Origin of the sequence: Enterococcus sp. AZ167, from assembly GCF_051714025.1 — a bacterium.
GTDB lineage: Bacteria > Bacillota > Bacilli > Lactobacillales > Enterococcaceae > Enterococcus_D > Enterococcus_D casseliflavus.
Window position 1 is genome coordinate 240,902 of record NZ_JBIORB010000002.1, and the last position, 19,812, is coordinate 260,713.

Genomic DNA, 19,812 nt, shown 5'->3' on the forward strand with positions numbered 1-19,812 from the left:
TAGCTGCTTGATAACGAAAGCACGTACTGCTAGAAAAAGTACGTGCTTTTTTCGTATGGTTTTCATTTCATTGACAATCAATCGTACCGAATAATTCGTAGCCTTTTTGGCTAGGACTTTTGGAGATCATTTTTATTGCCAGCCAAAATCTTTCAGACATTCGATCACATCATTTTGAGAAGAAGATAGTGACAGACCATGGCTTTTTATTTTTTCAGTGGCTAAACGAAGATCACGAGGCGCCTGGGCGTAACGTTCCTCATCTGGCAAAACATACTTTCTACATAATTTTTCATCAAAGCCAAGCTCTTTGGCAATAAATGTCGCGAGCGCATAGGTAGACAGTGAGTTCGTACTAGAAAAATGATAAATGCCAGTTGGTAGTTGAAGGATTTTTTCAAGTTGATCAGCAAATTTTTTGGCGTAAGTGAGTCCTCTTACCTCATGTACTGGAAAGACTAACTATATAGAGTCAAGTGAAAATTAGCTAAATCAAAAAAATATTTTATAACAGTTAAGTCCAAAAAATGAGTACAACAAATAGACCTTTCACTATTAGATTTTTTTGATTGTTCAATAGCTAATCGGAAACAATCTTATAAGGTTCATTTTTAGTTAAAATAGCATGAATCACATAACAAAGCTTACGAGAAACAGCACCTAAGGCCGTCAGATGATGCTTTCCCTCAGAAATTTTTTTCTGATAAAACGCGCGAAAAACAGGATCACATTGAGAAGCAACTAGAGCAGCTGAAAACAAGGCTTTTCGTAAGTATGGAGATCCACGCTTGCTCATAACATTATGTGTTGCTTCGTATTGCCCAGATTGGGACACAGACGCGTCTATGCCAGCATAAGCAACCAGTTTTTTCGGATTAGAAAATTTGCGAATGTCTCCAATTTCACCAAGAATTGTCGCGCCATTTATAGGGCCGATTCCAGGGATTGTGAGAATAACAGAGTCTAAATTACTCATTATGCGCTTAATTTCTTTTTCAGTTTCTTTTACTTGGCTTTCGATGAATTTCAATTGTTCAATCATGGAGCGTAATTGAAATGTAAAAGCTTCTTGAGCAAATTTCACTCCAAAGGAGTTAGAAGCTGCTTGCTTCAATTGATCTGCTTTCTCTGGCTTTATTCGGTTCCTGCTTAACTCAGCTAAGTATTGAGCCAACGTTTCTGCCGAAATTTCTTCTAGCTCTATAGGAGAACTAAACTCAAGCAATAACTCTTTAGACGCTTTTCCGAAAATACCTTGTTTAGAAAAAATTGATGCATATTCAGGAAACACTTGATCTAGTACAGCTATGATTTTTCGTTTGAAGTCGCTTGCGGTACCTACTAAATAGGTTCGGTAACGTGAAAGTTGTTTTAACGAAAAAACATTTTCATCAGACAATACTGTTTCTACAAAGGAACCATAACGCATCAAGTCAGCAATCAAAACAGAATCAATAATATCATTTTTTCGTTTTCTGATTTCTGTTCCTTTGCGCCAGCCATCGGTTTGAAGAGGATTCACAACGTGAATCAAAAAGTCTGATTCGTGGAGGTATGAAAAGATGGAGAGCCAATAATGACCCGTAGCTTCCATTCCGACAATAAAGTCAGCGGGAGTCTCTGAATATTTTGAAAGCCGCTCAATCAGGGAATCAGCTCCTTCAGTAGTGTTAGGGAAAGAAAAACCTTTTAGGATCACTTTACCTTCTTCACTCATTAAAGAAGCCACGTGAGTTCGCTTGCCGATATCAATTCCTAAGAAGTACATACATTTGACCTTTCTAAAAAAATATTTTGGATTGAAACCCGCTCAACTGAAAAGCGTCACTACCTTGTACGAGATACGGAGTAAAGCAAAAACTTTCAACATCTAACTCATACGTAATCCACTTATCAGAGAGAGGTGCCAGTCTTTCGATTACGAGCTTCAAAACTCAAGGAGGCAACGGCATAGCCTCTCAATCCAATAAATATATTATCTCAAAATGAATGAGTTAATACCAAATTAAAATAACGATGGTTCATAGGGTTATCCAATCAAAACCGGAAGGTTAAAACCCTAACTCTAATATACAAGGAGGTTGGCTGCTGATACAAGAAGGCGTTTATTACCTGCTTGAGAATATTCGGGCTGGCAGAGACTTCGGGATAAGAAAGACCCATCATCCATGAAAGGCGTAAAATCAAATAATCGCAATCAAAGGTTCTTAGGAAGGTTTCGACAGCTAGTTTTTGTTGCCCATAGATCGATGCGCTTTTGGGCGAATCCGATTCTGAATAGGGACCGACTGCGTTATCGTTGAAGACTTGTTCAGTACTTAAAAAAATGAAGCGAGCATTCTTTTTTTTACAAATCTTTGCTAATTCAATTGCACTGTCCGTGTTCACTTTTTTTGTTTCAAAGGGATGTGCTTCACAGTCGGCCGTTTGGGTACGTGCAGCGGTATGGATGAGTATGTCAAACGTTTGCTTTTCAAAAAACTTATTGACGGCAGCTAAATCTTCATAATCGACATCCTTACGAGTGATAGGAAGAAATGAGAAGGTTTCGTGATTTTGTTTCTGAATCAAAGAGGCTAAATAGCCGTTGGCTCCGGTAATCGCGATCGTAGTCATATACTCCTCCTTAAATAGTTATATACCCATCCAATGCGTCCGCTTTTAGTGTTTCGATGATTGAGATACCAGAACTTGTCCCAATGCGACTTGCTCCGAGTTGGATCATTTTTAAGAATGTTTCTGCATCACGGATACCACCTGCAGCTTTGATCGCTACATCCTCTCCTACATATTGTTTCATGAGTGTTATATCCTCGAAAGTCGCCCCAGATGGTGCAAATCCAGTGGAGGTTTTAATAAAATCTGGTCTGATTTCTTTGGCGATCTGACAAAGTGCAATCTTTTCTTCCTGAGTTAAATACGCATTCTCAAAAATAACTTTGGAAATAACTTGTTTTTCTCGGCACAAAGAAACGATGGTTTGCATTTCTTCTTTAAGATAATCCCAATTTTGGGCTTTTACTTCAGTGATATTGATAACATAGTCGATTTCTGTCGCACCATTTTCTATTGCATCTTTTGTTTCAAAGGCTTTTGCTGCAATTGATGTTTGTCCTAACGGAAATCCTATTGCTGCACCAATCCCAATATCCGTTTCTTTTAAGTGGGTATAGCATCGGTTAGATTGAACTTGGTTGATGGCAACCATTTTAAAGTGATACTCTTTTGCTTCCTCGCACAAAATCTTTAAGTCTTCTTCGGTTGCAAATGGTTTTAAGTTTGTATGATCAATGAAACGAGCCAATTGATCAATCGAAAATTTTTTCATGGTTTCCCCTCCTGATATGTAATTACAAATCAGATGATACTTCACAATAACTTTTTTGTCAAATAGCTAAATATATTAATTTTACCATATTGACAACGCTTACCTGGTAGGTTTAGTATAAGGGTAACAATTTTATTTGTAATTACATATTGGAGGGGAAACAATGAAAGTGATCGTAGCATCTCATGGAAACTTTGGAACAGGGTTATTACAGAGCTATCAAATGATTGCTGGGGAGAATGATCAGTTGATAGCGATTCAGTTGACAGATGCAGGTGTAGAGGCGTTCAAAAAACAGTTCTATCAAGTAATGGAACAATTGAAGAAAGAGGAGGTTTTGATTCTTACAGATATCAAAGGAGGAACGCCTTTCAATGTTTCTTATAATTACTTATTAGAGCATAAGAAACCAATCAAATTAGTTGCTGGTATGAATCTACCCATGCTCTTGGAAGTTGGTTTAGCAGTGGGAAGTCGATCGTTCGATGCTTTGTTTGATTTAGCGATTGCTGCAGGTAAAGATGGGGTGACTTTTATCGAGGACGATAATGAATTTGAGGATGAGAATATATTTTAAAGATAGGGGAGATTGAAGATGACAATAACTTTAGCACGTGTGGATGATCGAGTGATTCATGGGCAGACAACAACGAGATGGACAAAGTCACGACCGGTACAAGGAATTCTTGTTGTTGGCGATGATATCGCTCAAGATGAATTACGTAAAAAAGTCTTGAAGGCAGCTGCAGGTAATTTAAAACTAGGTATTTATACGACTGAGCAAGCAATAGAAAGTATCCCAAAAGGGAAACAATCGGAGAAAAATTTTTTCTTGATCAGTAATTCTCCACAAACATTTGCTGAACTTGTAAAACTGGGGGTTGATTTTGGAAAACAACTAAATGTTGGGCCTATGAATACAAGAGAAGGTCAAAAGTATTAGGTAGAACCGTAGCTATTGATCAAAAGGATTATGAGGCATTCGAGTATATCACATCAAAAGGAATCGAAGTTTTGTTTCAACTATTGCCAGATGATGATAGTAAAAGCTGGGAAGCAATGAAGAAAAAATACGATTCTCTAGGATAAGGAGGAGACAAAATGAATGGGAGTTTATTATTGCCAGCATTGTTAACGGGGATATTCTGCTATTTAGGTGCGATTGAAAGTCCGTGGCTTTTTGGGATGAGTGGAGGGTTCTATGTTGTTGGCCGTCCGCTTATCGCAGGGTTTCTAACAGGGATCGCATTTGGGGATATTCAGGCGGGTGTTCTATGTGGATTAGCGGTTCAGGCAGTTTTCATTGCCAATCTTTCGACAGGGGGCGCGACAAATAGTGAAATTACCTATGCTGCTTATGGTGGCATCGGACTTGCATTAGCGACGACTAAAGATCCAGCAGTTGCAGTTACCTTAGCAATTTTAATTGGCCAAACATTTGGATTGATTTTTTATAATACACGAATGGCTTTGTATTCATTCTGGAATACGCGTGCTCAGACTGCGGCTGAAACGATCGATGAGCGAGGGATCGTCATGAACCATATCGTTTATCCACAGATCACAACCTTTTTGTTGAGAGCTGTTCCCATTTTTGCGGCGATTTTCTTTGGTCGAGGATTGGTTGATTGGTTGTTAAACAATGTCCCAGATGTCGTTACGGATATTATTTCTGTTTTAGGCGGCGTGCTACCTGCCTTGGGGATCGCAATGTTGATGGGGATCGTCATTAAAGAAAAAGCACATTTAGTGTTCTTTTTTGCAGGGTTTGTTTTGATGGCATTTGCCAATCTGAATATGATCGCACTTGTTTTCTTAGCGGCGATGGTTGCTTATATCGTTTATTTGAGTACAGGGAAGACCACGATGACTCAAACGGCTCCAGAGGTTCAAGGAACAAATGTAGCTTATGAAGATGATGATTTGTTTTAGGAGGGGTTAATTATGGAGAATACATTAAGTAAAAAAGAATTGCGTAGCATATGGCGTCGTTGGGGATTCACTCATTTGTCGTCCATGAGTTATGAGAAATTGCAAGCACACGCATGGGCATATTCTTATATTCCATTTGCTGAAAAATATTACAAAAATGATCCTGAGGCAAAACGACGCTTGTTTTTGCGGCATTCAATGTTTTACAATACAGAACCCCAAACGGGACAACTGATCAATGGAATCGTGGCTTCATTGGAAGAAAAAATTGCTTTAGGTGCAGATGTACCAGAAGAAATGCCAATCAATATCAAAACTACATTGATGGGGCCACTCGCAGGAATCGGCGATTCAATCATTCAGGGAATTATTGTTCCAATCCTCTTGTCCATTGCAATGGGATTAGCTGCAGGTGGGAATCCATTAGGCCCACTCTTTTATTTAGTGAGCTATGGCATTATTGGACCATTGATTTCGTATATTTGTTTCATGAATGGTTATCGATTAGGTGTAAATGCGATCGATGTCATTGTTGGGGAAAATGCGAAACGAATCACTGATGCATTCAATATACTTGGGGTGATGGTAGTTGGCGGCTTAGCTGCATCCAATATTGCATTGACGACTGCCCTTGAAATCCCAATGGGTGAGGAGGTTCAGGCACTACAAACCGTATTAGATGGGATTTTCCCTAAGATTCTCCCCTTAGCAATGGTTTTACTTGCTTGGTATCTCTTGACCTCAAAACAAATGACTGCAACAAAAGTGATTTTAGTGTTGACGGTTATTTCTGCAGTAGGCGTTATCATCGGTGTGTTTTAGCAGGCGTTTGCCCAAGCAGATTAAGGAGGAATCGTTGTGTATATTTTAGTCCCTGAATTACGAGAGCGAATATGGGGAACACCTCGTTTGAAGCACTATATTTCCAGCGCAAGTGCCAAAGTTGGCTCGATCTATTCTCTGAGCGGAATTCCAGAGATTGATTGCAAAGTGAGAGATCAGGAGGTGACTTTGAACCAACTGATCCAAGAAAACCCAGCGAAGTTTGGCTTGCCGCTAGGAGCAGTTTATCCTCTGATCATTTCTTTTACGGCTTGTGATGAAGACCTGAGTATTCAAGTACATCCGACAGACCAAGTAGCAAGAGAAAAGGAAGGGATGCCTTATGGGAAAAGTGAAGCATGGTATTTTCTAGAAGCTCCGGAGAAAAAGTGGATCTATGCTGAACAACGGATTGCCGATAAAAAAAGTTTAGTACAAGCGATCGCTCAGGGAAGCTATTCTCGTCTATTAAAGGAATATCCCGTGTCCCGAGAAGATTTGATCTATATTCCCTCAGGCACGATCCACGCTCTGACCAAAGGAGCATTGGTCTATGAAATCCAGCAAGCAACCGACATTACGTATCGGTTTTATGATTACGACCGAACCGATGAATTTGGCAAAAAAAGACAATTACATGTAAAACGTGCAGTAGAAACGCTACAACCGATGCAAAAAGTCACCAAGACAACTTTTAAACTTGGAGAAGAAGTTCAACTAAGAGAATTCACGATCAAGCACTTAGTTGTCGAACAGACACTCAAGAATTCAGCTGATGTAGCGAGTGTCGTAACGATAGTAAATGGTGAGTTAAAAATAGCGGGAACAGTGTGTCAGTCGGGACAAAGTATTTTACTGTTGCCTCATGAGTGCATCTCAATAATTGGAAAAGCTGAAGCCATTATAGCGACTCCTCATATTTATTGGTCATCCTAACCTATGTTATAATGAAAGCAAGAATTAGAGGAGTAGGTGCCAATGAACATTCCGCTGCATAAGAAAATACGACAAGATATTTTGAATAAGATCGAGACAAATGAATATAGCGAAAATCAACTCATTCCTACTGAATTAGAACTAGCTGAAATCTATGGTGTCAGTCGTCCTACGATTCGTCAAGCCATTCAAGCGCTAGTCAATGAGGGCTATTTAGAGAAAAGAAAAAGACGAGGAACCATCGTACGTAAGCCCAAAATACAACAAGAATTTACCCATGTCATTGAAAGCTATGACTCTGAAATGTCACGCAAAGGATTAATGCCTGAAACACACGTCTTAAAATTTGGTGTGGTTCGTGCGACTGAGGAAGTTTCCGAAAATCTTGCCTTACCACCAGGCGCTAAAGTATATAAGCTGACCCGTCTACGCTTTGCTGAAAAAAAACCGATAGTTTTGGTTACAAGTTATATCCCGTTTCATCTATTTCCAGAGTTGATTCATGCCGATTTTTCACAGGAGAAACTTTATCGTAAATTTGAGGAGATGGGGTATCCGATAAAAACAGTATCGCGAAAGCTAGAAGTGATCAAAGCTGACGAGACAGCGAGCGATTTACTGGATATCGATTTAGATGAACCGTTGTTTTATTTCCATACCCAAGGGTTTTCTTATGATCGTTTACCAATCGAATACTCCATTTCGAAATATCGTGGAGATCTTAACTCCTTTATTTTTGAACTGTCTGAGTAATCGTGAGGAGTGAGGACTATTTATTAAATAGCAAAAAGCAGTTGAAGTATCCGTAATCAGGAAACTTCAACTGTTTTTTTTGTTTTATTGACCAAATAACTGCGAAAATAGAGGGATAGTTTGTTATTATAGAAGAAAGCGCTTCAATCGAAGGGAGGTAATGGGAAATATGCAAGATGTGGCAAAGCTTGCCAATGGGGGTCTGTGAACACCGTTTTACGAGTAATTAATAAAAAATACATGAGTGAAGAAACACAAAGGAGTGAATAACCATGTGGAAAGCAAACTATCATACCCACACAACTCGATGCAAACATGCACGGGATTCTGATGAAGACTATGTGATCAAAGCCATCCAAGCTGGCTTTAAGGAAATCGGCTTCGCTGATCATTGTCCCTGGCCCTTTGAGGATGGGTATGTCTCCCCCATGCGGATGGATGTTGCGCAATTGGAAGATTACGTTTCATCGGTGAAAAGCTTACAGGAAAAGTACCAAGGACAAATCGATGTGAAATTAGGATTAGAGTGTGAATATTTTAAAACAATGATCCCTTGGCTAGTTGCAGAGAAAGAAAGGCTGTCGATCGACTATTTGATTTTTGGCAATCACTTTCCTGAAATCGAAAGCAATCACTATTACGACCACACACCTGGGGATTCGGTAAAAGCGATCAAAGATTATCTCCGTGTTACTTTACAGGGAATTGAATCAGAAATTTTTGCTTATATGGCACACCCAGATGTGTTCATGCGGGGCTATAAAACCTTCGATTCTCATTGTGAAGAAGTTGCCTACCGCCTATGTGAAAAAGCCAAAGAGTATCAACTGCCGTTGGAGTATAATTTGGCAGGCTATACGAACGGTGGTTATCCGCATCCTGAATTTTGGAAGATAGCCAAGGAAGTCGGCTGCTCTTGTATTATTGGGATCGATGCCCACGAGAGTGCGGCTTTAACGAATACAGAAATTTACGAAAGAGCTCTTTTAGAAATCGATGCTTTGGGGTTAACACGGATCGATCGGCTCTTCTTTGCGTGAAGGAAAGAAAGTTGAACGTTTTGGAAATAAAACATGGACGCCAGTGGGGATCACTAGCGTCCATGTTTATTAGAATTGCCATTCTTGAATTTTTTTCAAGAGTACCGCTTTGTCGGCAGCTTCCGCAAAGGAATGCTGAGCGGCAGTTTCGTTTAAGAAGCGCATCTCTGATTCGGACATGTCGCAATGATGAGCCATTTGCAGGTATTCATTGGTCAATGTCGTGTTTGAGACCGTTCGGTTATCGGTATTCAAACAAAAAGGGACCTTGGCTTTCAGCCATTCTCTTAATGGGTATGCCGAGTATGTGGGAATTGCACGCGTATGAACATTGCTGGTAGGGCAGCCTTCGATACAGCGATTTTGTTCTCGAACAAACGCTTGAGCAATAGGATCTCCTTTTAAGGCGATGCCGTGGCCAATCCGTTGCGCACCGCTTTCGATGGCTTGATAAATGTTTTGCACACAGCCGCATTCGCCTGCATGTAAGGTCAGCTGGACACTTTGGTTCTTGAGGAACACTTGATAGCTGGCAGCTAAATCAGGGACGTACCCGTCTTCTTCTGGACCTGCCAGATCAATGCCGACGACTTTTTCATCGGTAAGAGCGATCGCTTCATCAAAAATCGCCGTAATAGCTGGTAGGTCTTCTTGACGCATCCCAATGATCAAAACATTGCCTTTGATTGGGTAGCGTTCTTCTGCTCGTGCGATGCCTTCGATCACGGCTTGGATGGTCTGGCTGCAAGTGAGTCCTTTGTCCATCGATAAGCTGGGAGCAAAGCGGATCTCAATATAAGCGACCCCATCTTGAGCGGCTTGTTCCATCACATCATAGGCGGCAGCTGCTAACGCTTCTTGTGTTTGCAAATACGGCCGAACGAAATCAAAGCAGCGAAGATAATCCCTCAGGTCATGACAATCTTTGGGGGCTTGCATCTGTGCTTTCACAGCTTCTATGTCTTGCTCGATCGGTATTTCTTGCTGATTGGCGATGGCGATCAATGTTTCTGGACGAATGGAACCGTCGAGGTGGCAGTGAAGTTCTACTTTGGGAAATGCTTGGATTTGTTGTTGAGTAAGCACAGTGTTCCTCCTGTCTAGGTCGAATTTTTTTAAGTATGAATATAGCATACTTCCAAAGCCCATGCTACCCAAAAAAGGAAATTCTCATAGAAAGCAAAACAGCAGCCGCGAATTACTTGTGCGGCTGCTGTTTTTATTGTGGGAGAGTGGCTCAAATCAATTCCGATAGATCGGTAAAAGGCAATGACAGATCGTGAGCGGCTTCTTTTGAAGTAAATGCGCCCTCATAGGCGATGACCCCTTTGGCAAGTGCCTGATTTTCTCGCAACGCTGCTAAAGGATCGCTCGCTAGCTGCTGGGCATACGGTAAGGTGGCAATGCTCAATGCGATGGTTGCCGTTTGCGGCACAGCACCTGGCATATTCGCCACTGCATAGTGAATAACTTCTTCCCGGATATAGGTTGGCTCGTCGTGGGTGGTGACTTTGTCTTCGGTCTCAAAAATTCCGCCTTGGTCAATGGCAATATCGACGATCACGGATTTTTCAGGCATCTGTTTCACCATGTCGCGGGTCACTAAGCACGGAGCTTTTTGTCCTGGCAATAAGACGGCTCCTACCACCAAGTCTGCGGATTGGATCGTTCGTTCGATATTCAAGCGATTGGAATACAAGGTTTGGACTTGACCAGAAAATTGTCGATCCAGCTCTTGTAAGCGTGGGATCGAAACGTCTAAAATCGTCACTTGTGCGCCTAAACCTACAGCGACTCTCGCGGCATTCTCACCGGCAACGCCACCACCAATGATCGTTACCCGACCTTGACGGACGCCGGGAACACCTGAAAGCAGGATCCCTTTTCCGCCATATATTTTTTCGAGAAATTGTGCGCCGATTTGAACAGACATTCTTCCAGCGATCTCACTCATAGGCGATAGCAGAGGCAGGGTGCCGTTCGCCAGCTGGACGTTTTCATAAGCAACAGCGATCACTTTGCTGTCGATCAATGCTTGAGCAAGCTGCTGATTGGCGGCTACGTGGAAATAGGTGAATAAAACCAGTCCCTCATGTAAAAAGGGGTATTCTTCTGGTAAAGGTTCTTTGACTTTCATAACCAATTCAGAGGCCCAAACCTCTTCAACGGTAGTAATCGTAGCGCCGACTTCCTGATACGCTTGATCAGAAAAGGTTGATCCTGCACCAGCGCCTTGTTCAACGAAGACTTCGTGTCCGTCTTGGACTAACTCATAGACTCCCGAGGGCGGCAATGCCACACGATTTTCATTGTTCTTGATTTCTTTGGGGATACCGATTTTCATAGACTTCACACCTTTCTTTCTTCCATTATAATAGAAAGCGGATTCCTAAAGGGAGAAAAAATGGTTTTTTTATTAAAAAAGTAAGATCCAGTTGCTGCCTACGCCACGACAAAGAAAAAAGCCCCGAAAGGGGACTTTTTTCGATCAATCAGCTGAAGGTCCAAAAGCGTAAGCTTTGATTAGCGATTTCATCTAGTGTGTAATAGATAGCGTAATGGGATTTTTCTGGATCATCATTGGGATCTAAGACAAACACTTGATCGTCCATCATTCCACCTAAGACCATAATATGGCCGCCATCTGTAAATTCCCCTGGAGTCACAGAAACGATGACCGGATGATTTTGTTGCAAGTAAGCTTCAACACTGGCTAGATCTGTGCCAAGATCATAGTAGTTGTAGCCGTTTGCATCGGCAAAGTCAGAAAAAATCCGCCAGTCCGTTCCTTGGCCGTCAACGTAATAATGATCTCCTGCCCATTCAAGGACTTCTAGTGGCGAAATGGGATAGCCTTCAAGATAGGATTGAACCATCGCAAGAGAAGCAATCGCACAGCCGTTTTCTGCTAAGGTTTGGCTGCCGTCATTGCCATAGGATCTATCGGCCCAATCTTCGTTCGTCTGCAAGAAAATCGGTGTCGTGATGTCCATTTCCCATAAATAAGCAGTGATGTCATCACTAAAGATAGCCTGAGAATAAACATATTCGTCGTCATAACTCTCATCATAGGCAACGACGGTCTGCACGTGTTCGGACAACTCTCCGTACAACACGTGATGAGAGATTCGATTGAACCCTATCCAAATCAACACCAATCCTGCCAAAACAACCATTGGCCGACGCTTTCGATAAACATCTGTCTGTTTTTGCATTTTTCCCTCCTTGTTTTACGAATCGTACGTATTCATCCTGTTCTTTTAAGTAAAACAAAGGAGGGGGCGCTTGTCATCGGCCTACAGACTGATTCCTCGATCAACTGTCAAATGCCTCTAGTTCTAAACTAGTATTTTCCCATGCTTCTAGTAGAGCTTCTTGTTCAGTGCGGGCTTGTTCTAATGCTTGATTCAACGCGGTCAATTTGATATGATCATTCAACGCATCTGGTGCGGTCATGTCTTGTTCCAGTTGTTGAATTGTTTCTTCTATTGCGGCAAGCTCTTCTTCGATTTGGGCGACTTTCCGCTGTAAGCTTCTAACGGCTTTTTGCTGTTCTTTGCTTTGGACAAAGTTTTGCTTGCCCGCTGAGAGGGTGGTTTCGGTTGTTTTTGCTTCCAACATCGCTGCGATCTCAGCTTCTTCTTGTTTCTTTTCTAAATAATAATCGTAATCGCCGAGATAGAGCTTGCTGCCGTTTTCAGACAGTTCCACGACCTTGGTGGCGATTCGATTGATAAAGTAGCGGTCATGAGATACGAAGAACAAAGTGCCTTCATAATCGATCAGGGCATTTTCTAAGACTTCTTTGCTGTCGATGTCTAAATGGTTGGTTGGCTCATCCAAAATCAAGAAATTGTCATGGTCCATGGCTAATTTTGCCAAAGCGACACGGGCTTTTTCGCCACCACTTAACAGCGTGATCGGCTTTTCAACATCTTCTCCCGAAAATAAGAAGCTGCCTAATATATTGCGAATCTCGACTTCAGGTGTGGTACTGTGGTCATCCCAAAGCTCGTGGAGGATCGTTTTGGTTGAGTGTAAATCAGATTGGGTTTGGTCATAGTACCCGATTGAGACATTGGCGCCAAAATGGACCTTTCCTTGAATAAAGGGGATTTTATGAATCAGCGATTTCAGTAAGGTTGATTTGCCGATCCCATTCGGTCCTACTAAAGCGATCGCATCTTTGCGCCGAACATCTAAGTCGATGGGCGCCGATAAAACTTCTTCTTCAGAATAACCGATAGCGGCATTTTCTACTTGCATCACAACATTTCCTGAAGGCTTTTCAATAGAAAAAAGGAAGTGGGCGGATTTTTCATCTCCTTGCGGGCGATCCAGCCGGTCCATTTTCTCTAATTGCTTACGGCGGCTTTGCGCGCGTTTGGTGGTAGACGCACGGACAAGGTTGCGGGCAACAAAGTCTTCCAGTTTATTGATTTCTTCTTGCTGTTTTTCAAAGGCTTTCCATTCACTTTGCAACTGCTCCGCTTTCAGGGTCAAATAGCGGCTGTAATTGCCTTTGTAGTGGCGCATTTTTTGACGACTCAGTTCGTAGACTTCGTTGACGACTTTGTCTAGGAAGTAACGGTCATGGGAAACGATCAGCAACGCACCGGCATATCCTTGCAGATAGTTTTCCAACCAAGATAACGTTTCGATGTCTAAATGGTTGGTCGGTTCATCGAGGATCAAGATATCAGGTTTTTGCAGTAGCATTTTTGCTAATGCCAAGCGGGTTTTTTGACCACCAGAAAGGGTATTGATTGCTTGCGTGTAAAAAGAAGGATCAAACTGAAAACCGTGCAAGACGGAGCGAATCTCATTTTCATAGCCATAGCCGTTTTTTTCTGCAAATTCATGCTGCAATTGGTCGTATTCTTTCAGGAGATTGCCAGAGTCAGCAGCAGGATCTGCTTCGGAGATGGCGATCTCTAAGGTACGCATGCGCTGCTCCATCTGCCGAACCGTTGCAAAAGCTCCTAGCATTTCTTCCCAAACGGTGGCCTGACTAGCAAGTCCGGTATCTTGAGCTAAGTAGCCCATCGTAGCGGTCTTGTTTTTAGCGATCGTTCCTTTATCAGGACTTTCGAGTCCAGCAATAATTTTCAGTAGCGTTGATTTACCAGCACCGTTGCGCCCAACAAGCGCGATTCGGGAATTGCTGGCAATCTCCAATTGGATATTTTCAAATAAAACCTCGGCTCCGAAAAGACGGGCGATTTGGTTGGCTTGTAATAAAATCATGTGTATGTCATTCCTATCTTTAAGAAACTTGTCTGTATCAAGGTTGCAATACTACAAGTCTATCATATTTTAAGGGAAACGGCGATTGGGAAAAAGTTTGATTTTACCATTATAAAATTTATATTTCAAATTATGAGCATTCAAATTGATTTTTGAACAATGTATTTGTTATGATAGCTTCATCACAAGTGAATTTTTCACAATGGGGGAGTATTCTTTGAAAGATCATCAAATTCCAAAGGCAACAGCGAAGCGATTGCCTTTATATTATCGTTACTTGCGTATTTTGCACCAAGCTGGCAAATTAAAAGTTTCTTCGACCGAACTAAGTGAAGCTGTTCAAGTTGATAGTGCGACGATCCGCCGCGACTTTTCCTACTTTGGTGAATTAGGAAAACGCGGCTATGGCTATGACGTTGAAAGCTTGATGCAGTTCTTTGCGAAGACATTGAACGAAGACCACATGACGAATGTAGCTTTAGTCGGTGTCGGAAACTTGGGGAGCGCCTTGTTGAAATACAAATTTCACCAAAGCAACAGCATTCGGATCAGTGCCGCATTTGATGTCAACGAAGATCTAGTTGGTCGAATCGTAGATGGTGTGCCGGTTTATCCAATGGATGACATGAAGGAACAAGTGAAGATCCAGCAGATCGATGTGGCTATTTTGACGGTTCCCGCACAACATTCACAAGATTTAGTGAACGAGCTTGTGAAAGCTGGCATTAAAGGAATCTTGAACTTTACACCTGCACGGATCACTGCACCAAAAGGCGTGCTGATTCAAAACGTTGACTTAACCAATGAATTGCAAACATTGATTTATTTCTTGTATTCAGGCAACGTCTTGTCCCATGAAGAACCAGTAGAAGAACCATCACTAAGCGAATAATCGCATCACATAAATAGGAACCAGCAAAACAGCTGTCAGATCGTTGTATATACTACGATCTGGCAGCTGTTTTGTTGCTTTCATTCACTGAACTTACTCGTCTAACTGGTCAAAAAGTGATTCGTAGGAATCTTGCTCTTCAACGCTTGTGAGCGCTTCTTGATACCGCAAGATTTGTTGAGTCAAACGTGTGAAATCGATGATGCGGGCTTCACGATGCACTTCTTTCCCATTCGCGAACAAGAGGACGACGGGAACCGTCAAGACCGAAAATAGACTGGCTGCTTCTGGCTCTGCCAGCGTGTTGATGGTAAATAGGGGGAGTTGCTGGGTTTGTGCCAGTTTTTGGATGCGTGGTTTGTCTGCAACACAAATACTGCAATTCGGTTGAGAGAGATAGAGTAGTGCCAACGGTTGTTGGGCGAGCTGCTCTTGGATCGGTTGATTTTTTTGCATAAGTCATTCCTCCATGGAAAATGTACGCTGTTCTTGAGGAAAAGTCAAAATATCTGCTAGCAGCTGATCGCTTAGGTGAGTAAGAAGGATTCAAAGATAAGGGAAATCTAAAGCAACGATTAAAAAAATAGGCTGCTTTAAAAAAAACGTTGTATAAAAAAAGGAAAAAACGTATAGTAATTCCAGCGTTTCGAATTTATTGATAAAGAAGGTTAAAGTTATGTTTCAGGCATTACCGAATTCTGTCCTGCAAATGAGTGTTATTTTTTTATCTATCGTCATTGAAGCCTTGCCGTTTGTCCTATTGGGCTGCTTGATCTCAGGTGCCTTACAAGTCTTCTTGACGCCAGAAAGAGTCACGAGACTCTTACCAAAAAACAAATTGGCATCGATCACAGTTGGTTGTGGTCTGGGGGTCTTTTTTCCTTCCTGCGAATGTGGGATCGTACCGATCGTTAATCAGTTCGTAAAAAAAGAGGTGCCAGTGTATACGGCGTTTGCCTTTATGCTGACTGCACCGATCATCAATCCTATCGTGATTTTTTCTACATTCATTGCCTTTGGAAATTCCGCGAAGTTCGCCTTTTTGCGTGTACTGGGCAGCTTATTGGTCGCAATGGTCGTGGGGATCTGGCTGGCGTATTTTAACAAACAAGAGGTCTTAAAAACACAGCTTGTCAATCAATTAAGTGGCGGGAATGAGCAGGCAGCCCACCCACACCATCATGGGCATGATCACGCCCACCATCAAACAGAAAAGACCAGTCATCCGTTCCTTCGGCAGATTCGTCATTTGCTGCAGCATAGTTTGGATGAGTTTTTCGATATTGGGCGTTATTTGATCATTGGTGCGTTGATCGCCTCAGCGATGCAGACCTATCTGCCAACTGGTTTGATGCTGACATTAGGCTCCACGAAGCTGTTAGCGGTCTTCGTCATGCTGTTGTTGGCACTAACGTTATCCCTATGTTCCGAAGCAGATGCCTTTATCGGCTCTTCGTTGTTGAGTTTATTCGGCACTGGACCAGTCGTCGGTTTCCTGGTTTTTGGTCCAATGGTAGATATTAAAAACCTGTTGATGATGAAGCGGTACTTTTCGGGGCGTTTTATCGCTTCTTTAGTTGGATTAGTCGCAATCGTCGTTTCAATTTATGCATGGGTGGTGTAAAGAATGGTTCGTTTTTTGATCTTATCAGGCTATTTTGAATTGATGATGTATTTGCAAGTGACGGGCAAACTCAATCAGTTTATCAACATTCATTATCGCTATCTCGCTATTTTATCCATGATCATTTCTTTATTATTGGCTTTGGTCCAGCTGTATTTTTGGGTCAAACAAGAGCCCGAGCATCATCATGACGATGAGCACCAGCATGGATTGGAGAAAAAACACCAACGAGTGATTGCGTATTTTCTATTAGCCTTACCGATCATCGTGGGTCTCTTTTTCCCCACCGTTAGCTTGGATACGACGATCGTTGAAGCAAAAGGGTTTAATTTCCCCCTAAGTGAAGAATCTGTGGGGGATCCAGAAATGACGACCCAATATCTGAAACCCGATACAAGTCTTTATTTTAACAAAGAAGATTATGACACTCAGATGGATGCAGCATTGGCACGTTACGCCAAAGATGAGACGATTGCGGTAACGGAAGAGAATTACTTGGAAGTCATGGAGTTGATCTATACGTACCCGAGCGAATTTATTGGCAAGAAAATCACCTATGATGGATTTGTGTACCATGCAGATCAAGATGATGCCAATGAAATCTTTTTGTTTCGTTTTGGCATTATCCATTGTGTGGCTGATTCAGGCGTTTTTGGCTTGCGAGTGGAATTACCGCAACAAACAACGGCAGAAAATAACCAGTGGCTCCACGTGGAAGGGACGATCCAATCGAAGTACTATCAACCCTTCAAACGGGACTTGCCGATGGTGGTAGCAGACCAAGAGAAGACGATTGAAGCACCAGAAAACCAGTATGTCTATCGCGCTTTCTAGCTTTTTTTAAGAAAGTTCATAAAAACATCATAAACCTTTGTTATAATGGAGAAAATCTAAGCATATGTTTGTAGTTTTATCAAACGTTTAGTACAATATAGTAGGAACATATGCTAAAATCTATACAAAAGAGAGGTGTCGTGAAATGGGTTTTACAGATGAAACAGTTCGCTTTGATTTTGATGATAGCCGTAAAAAAGAAGTCAGCGAAACATTAGCTATCGTCTACCGAGCATTAGAGGAAAAAGGATACAATCCGATCAATCAAATCGTCGGTTATCTCCTTTCTGGCGACCCGGCTTACATTCCTCGTTATCGGGATGCCCGGAATTTGATTCGTCGTCACGAACGGGATGAGATCATGGAAGTTCTGATCCGTTATTATTTAGGCAATCACGGGATCAACCTATAATGAGAATCATGGGATTGGATGTTGGTTCGCGGACAGTCGGCGTGGCGGTCAGTGACCCAATGGGCTGGACAGCACAAGGGATCGAGATCATTCGCATCAATGAAGATGAAGGCAATTTCGGTTATGATCGACTTGCTGAATTGGTGAAAGAATATGAAGTCTCACGTTTTGTGGTAGGACTACCTAAAAATATGAATAATACGATCGGACCTAGAGCGGAAGCTTCTATGGCTTACGGCGCAGCGATCGAAAAGCAATTCGGTTTGCCGGTCGTTTACCAAGACGAACGTCTGACGACCGTTCAAGCAGAACGAATGCTGGTAGAACAGGCGAATACATCGCGTGCCAAACGAAAAAAAGTGATTGATAAATTAGCAGCAGTCATGATTTTGCAGAATTATTTAGACGGTGCTGGGAAACAGCTGTTTTAATTTACAGAAAAGAGGAAAATAAATGTCAGAACATACACACGATCATGAAGGACATGAACACATTACTTTAATCGATGATCAAGGAAATGAAACCTTATACGAAATTCTATTAACGGTTGACGGTACGGAAGAATTCGGCCGCAACTACGTCTTGCTTTATCCAGCAGGCGTACCAGAAGAAGAAGACGTTGAATTACAAGCGTACGCTTATATTGAAAACGAAGACGGTTCTGAAGGTGAATTAGAACAGATCGAAACAGAAGCAGAATGGGATATGATTGAAGAAGTCTTCAACACATTCATGGCGGAAGAAGAAGAATAAAAATAAGTAGGAGAAACCTTGATACAAAAGGGTTTCTCCTTTTTTATTTGTTTTCTGACCCACATATTGACCCACATTTACTATAAATCTAAGTGTTTTACAAGTTTCTCAACCGTTTTTTCTTTGGTTTCTTTAGCTAAGTGACCGTAAACATCTAGCGTTTGAGAAATTTTTGTATGCCGTGAACGTTCTTGAACTTCTTTCATTGTTGCGCCGCTATCCAGTAAAAGAGAAGCGTGTGTGTGTCTTGTGGAATGCACTCCCAAGAATGGTACATTAGCTTCTTTGGCAATCGTGATTAAACGTGCATAGATTGCATGGTGGGTTATAGTCTGTTTATAGATACCACAAAAAATTGAAGTTGGTTCAGTAATGCCCAAAGTCAGCATATATTTTCTTTGGTCTATTTGCCATTTCTTTAGTTTATTGATCGTTGTAGCGTCTAGAATCAAAGTAGCATTACTTGCAGCCGTTTTAGTTGTAGATACCTTATAACCGTTTTTCGTTTGGCTTAGTGTCTTATTGATTGTGACCGTTTGATTATTGAAATCAATATCCGACCAATTAAGCGCTAGAGCTTCACTGATACGGCAGCCACTATAAATCAAGAAGCGGAGCAGTACATTGTTAAAATCGTTGTTATAGCTTGGTTTGGTATTGTCTAAGTAGTGGAACAACTCTTTTAATTCTTGCTTAGTATATACCTTGATTTTTTCAGTTCGTGGCGCTTCTTTGATACGTTTAGGCATTAGAACATACTCTAGTGGGTTACGGTCTATCATGCCTAGATTAATAGCATATTTTAACACACGACTAGCGCTAGAGTGTAGCACTCTATACTGATCGGTAGTCTTTGCCCAGTGATTGACAATTTTTTGAGCGGTAGCCACATCAATATCTTTTATTTTCATCTTGCCATACTTTGGTAATATCCACTTATCAAACTTGATTTTAGTTTTAATGAATGTTACTTCTTTCACAGTCGTTTGATAGATTTCAAGCCACAAATCATATACCTCTTTAAACGTTTGTTTAGTATCTTGTTGCAAACCGTTCTTCTCAAACTCAACTTGTAGCCGGCTTAATTCTAATTGAGCGGCTTTTTTTGTCGGAAAGTTTCGTCTAGTCGTTTCGATACGTTTACCAGTTGCAGCGTCTATACCTAGATAGACCTTGAATAACCATTTTTTACCTTGCTTAGTGTCGTATTGCTTAAAAGTAGCCATAATATTGTTTTCC

The 19,812-nt window shown here is 41.6% G+C and carries 21 protein-coding genes and 2 pseudogenes; 13 read left to right on the forward strand and 10 right to left on the reverse strand.

All coding sequences use genetic code 11. The annotated features are described in order from the left end of the window. Nucleotides 1–132 precede the first annotated feature (132 nt). The 4 genes and pseudogenes from IGJ05_RS12695 to deoC form a co-directional block, all read right to left on the reverse strand. Nucleotides 133–417, reverse strand: a pseudogene (locus IGJ05_RS12695) (sugar nucleotide-binding protein); the annotation flags it as partial. Between the two features lie 163 nt (nt 418–580). Next, nucleotides 581–1,768, reverse strand: a complete 1,188-nt coding sequence (locus tag IGJ05_RS12700) for an IS110 family transposase (protein WP_010748508.1) — start codon at nt 1,766–1,768, stop codon at nt 581–583. A 269-nt stretch (nt 1,769–2,037) separates the two neighbouring features. Beyond that, on the reverse strand, nt 2,038–2,616 hold the full coding sequence (locus IGJ05_RS12705) for an SDR family oxidoreductase (protein WP_266166622.1): 579 nt from the start codon (nt 2,614–2,616) through the stop codon (nt 2,038–2,040). 10 nt (nt 2,617–2,626) lie between these two features. After that, nucleotides 2,627–3,328: a deoxyribose-phosphate aldolase gene (gene deoC / locus IGJ05_RS12710; RefSeq protein WP_005234205.1), complete on the reverse strand. Its 702-nt coding sequence runs from the start codon at nt 3,326–3,328 to the stop codon at nt 2,627–2,629. Nucleotides 3,329–3,491: 163 nt separating this feature from the next. Here deoC and IGJ05_RS12715 point away from each other — a divergent pair, with 163 nt between their 5' ends. The 7 genes and pseudogenes from IGJ05_RS12715 to IGJ05_RS12745 all read left to right on the forward strand — a co-directional run bounded on the left by IGJ05_RS12715 (nt 3,492) and on the right by IGJ05_RS12745 (nt 8,811). After that, nucleotides 3,492–3,905 carry a PTS sugar transporter subunit IIA gene (locus tag IGJ05_RS12715; RefSeq protein WP_266166621.1) on the forward strand — a complete coding sequence of 138 codons (414 nt, stop codon included), beginning with the start codon at nt 3,492–3,494 and terminating at the stop codon, nt 3,903–3,905. Nucleotides 3,906–3,923: 18 nt separating this feature from the next. Then, a pseudogene (locus tag IGJ05_RS12720) lies at nt 3,924–4,417 on the forward strand (PTS system mannose/fructose/N-acetylgalactosamine-transporter subunit IIB). A gap of 12 nt (nt 4,418–4,429) precedes the next feature. After that, nucleotides 4,430–5,260: a PTS mannose/fructose/sorbose/N-acetylgalactosamine transporter subunit IIC gene (locus tag IGJ05_RS12725; protein ID WP_123833592.1), complete on the forward strand. Its 831-nt coding sequence runs from the start codon at nt 4,430–4,432 to the stop codon at nt 5,258–5,260. A gap of 12 nt (nt 5,261–5,272) precedes the next feature. Beyond that, nucleotides 5,273–6,082: a PTS system mannose/fructose/sorbose family transporter subunit IID gene (locus tag IGJ05_RS12730; protein WP_005234209.1), complete on the forward strand. Its 810-nt coding sequence runs from the start codon at nt 5,273–5,275 to the stop codon at nt 6,080–6,082. A 36-nt stretch (nt 6,083–6,118) separates the two neighbouring features. Continuing rightward, complete coding sequence (locus IGJ05_RS12735; RefSeq protein ID WP_151195180.1) at nt 6,119–7,018, forward strand: class I mannose-6-phosphate isomerase; 900 nt, start codon at nt 6,119–6,121, stop codon at nt 7,016–7,018. Nucleotides 7,019–7,060: 42 nt separating this feature from the next. Beyond that, nucleotides 7,061–7,771 carry a GntR family transcriptional regulator gene (locus IGJ05_RS12740; RefSeq protein ID WP_213356852.1) on the forward strand — a complete coding sequence of 237 codons (711 nt, stop codon included), beginning with the start codon at nt 7,061–7,063 and terminating at the stop codon, nt 7,769–7,771. Between the two features lie 272 nt (nt 7,772–8,043). Next, entirely contained in the window at nt 8,044–8,811 is a 768-nt protein-coding gene (locus IGJ05_RS12745) for a histidinol-phosphatase (RefSeq protein WP_266166619.1), read from the forward strand. A gap of 69 nt (nt 8,812–8,880) precedes the next feature. Here the strand turns inward: IGJ05_RS12745 and add are convergent, their stop codons facing one another. The 4 genes from add to IGJ05_RS12765 form a co-directional block, all read right to left on the reverse strand. Continuing rightward, nucleotides 8,881–9,897: an adenosine deaminase gene (gene add, locus IGJ05_RS12750; protein WP_266166618.1), complete on the reverse strand. Its 1,017-nt coding sequence runs from the start codon at nt 9,895–9,897 to the stop codon at nt 8,881–8,883. Nucleotides 9,898–10,048: 151 nt separating this feature from the next. Continuing rightward, complete coding sequence (gene ald, locus IGJ05_RS12755; RefSeq protein WP_159160794.1) at nt 10,049–11,155, reverse strand: alanine dehydrogenase; 1,107 nt, start codon at nt 11,153–11,155, stop codon at nt 10,049–10,051. Nucleotides 11,156–11,303: 148 nt separating this feature from the next. Next, a complete protein-coding gene (locus IGJ05_RS12760) occupies nt 11,304–12,026 on the reverse strand; it encodes a C39 family peptidase (RefSeq protein WP_081116087.1) in 723 nt (240 codons plus the stop codon). 100 nt (nt 12,027–12,126) lie between these two features. Next, entirely contained in the window at nt 12,127–14,058 is a 1,932-nt protein-coding gene (locus IGJ05_RS12765; protein WP_081116088.1) for an ABC-F family ATP-binding cassette domain-containing protein, read from the reverse strand. 217 nt (nt 14,059–14,275) lie between these two features. Here IGJ05_RS12765 and IGJ05_RS12770 point away from each other — a divergent pair, with 217 nt between their 5' ends. After that, complete coding sequence (locus IGJ05_RS12770; RefSeq protein ID WP_266166616.1) at nt 14,276–14,950, forward strand: redox-sensing transcriptional repressor Rex; 675 nt, start codon at nt 14,276–14,278, stop codon at nt 14,948–14,950. A gap of 93 nt (nt 14,951–15,043) precedes the next feature. Here IGJ05_RS12770 and IGJ05_RS12775 read toward each other — a convergent pair whose 3' ends face one another. Next, a complete protein-coding gene (locus IGJ05_RS12775) occupies nt 15,044–15,406 on the reverse strand; it encodes a thioredoxin family protein (RefSeq protein ID WP_015510225.1) in 363 nt (120 codons plus the stop codon). A gap of 220 nt (nt 15,407–15,626) precedes the next feature. Between IGJ05_RS12775 and IGJ05_RS12780 the strand changes: the two genes are divergently transcribed. The 5 genes from IGJ05_RS12780 (at nt 15,627) to IGJ05_RS12800 (ending at nt 18,573) form a co-directional block, all read left to right on the forward strand. Beyond that, entirely contained in the window at nt 15,627–16,574 is a 948-nt protein-coding gene (locus IGJ05_RS12780; RefSeq protein ID WP_266166615.1) for a permease, read from the forward strand. Between the two features lie 3 nt (nt 16,575–16,577). Beyond that, nucleotides 16,578–17,408 carry a TIGR03943 family putative permease subunit gene (locus IGJ05_RS12785; RefSeq protein ID WP_005228555.1) on the forward strand — a complete coding sequence of 277 codons (831 nt, stop codon included), beginning with the start codon at nt 16,578–16,580 and terminating at the stop codon, nt 17,406–17,408. 145 nt (nt 17,409–17,553) lie between these two features. Further along, nucleotides 17,554–17,820 (forward strand): IreB family regulatory phosphoprotein, encoded by a 267-nt coding sequence (locus IGJ05_RS12790; RefSeq protein WP_005228556.1) that lies wholly within the window; start codon nt 17,554–17,556, stop codon nt 17,818–17,820. Further along, nucleotides 17,820–18,251 carry a Holliday junction resolvase RuvX gene (ruvX, locus tag IGJ05_RS12795; protein ID WP_081116090.1) on the forward strand — a complete coding sequence of 144 codons (432 nt, stop codon included), beginning with the start codon at nt 17,820–17,822 and terminating at the stop codon, nt 18,249–18,251. The genes IGJ05_RS12790 and ruvX overlap by 1 nt, the downstream gene beginning before the upstream one ends. A gap of 22 nt (nt 18,252–18,273) precedes the next feature. Then, a complete protein-coding gene (locus tag IGJ05_RS12800; protein WP_081116091.1) occupies nt 18,274–18,573 on the forward strand; it encodes a DUF1292 domain-containing protein in 300 nt (99 codons plus the stop codon). Between the two features lie 80 nt (nt 18,574–18,653). Here IGJ05_RS12800 and IGJ05_RS12805 read toward each other — a convergent pair whose 3' ends face one another. Beyond that, a complete protein-coding gene (locus IGJ05_RS12805; RefSeq protein ID WP_438725271.1) occupies nt 18,654–19,799 on the reverse strand; it encodes a tyrosine-type recombinase/integrase in 1,146 nt (381 codons plus the stop codon). Nucleotides 19,800–19,812: the final 13 nt, after the last annotated feature.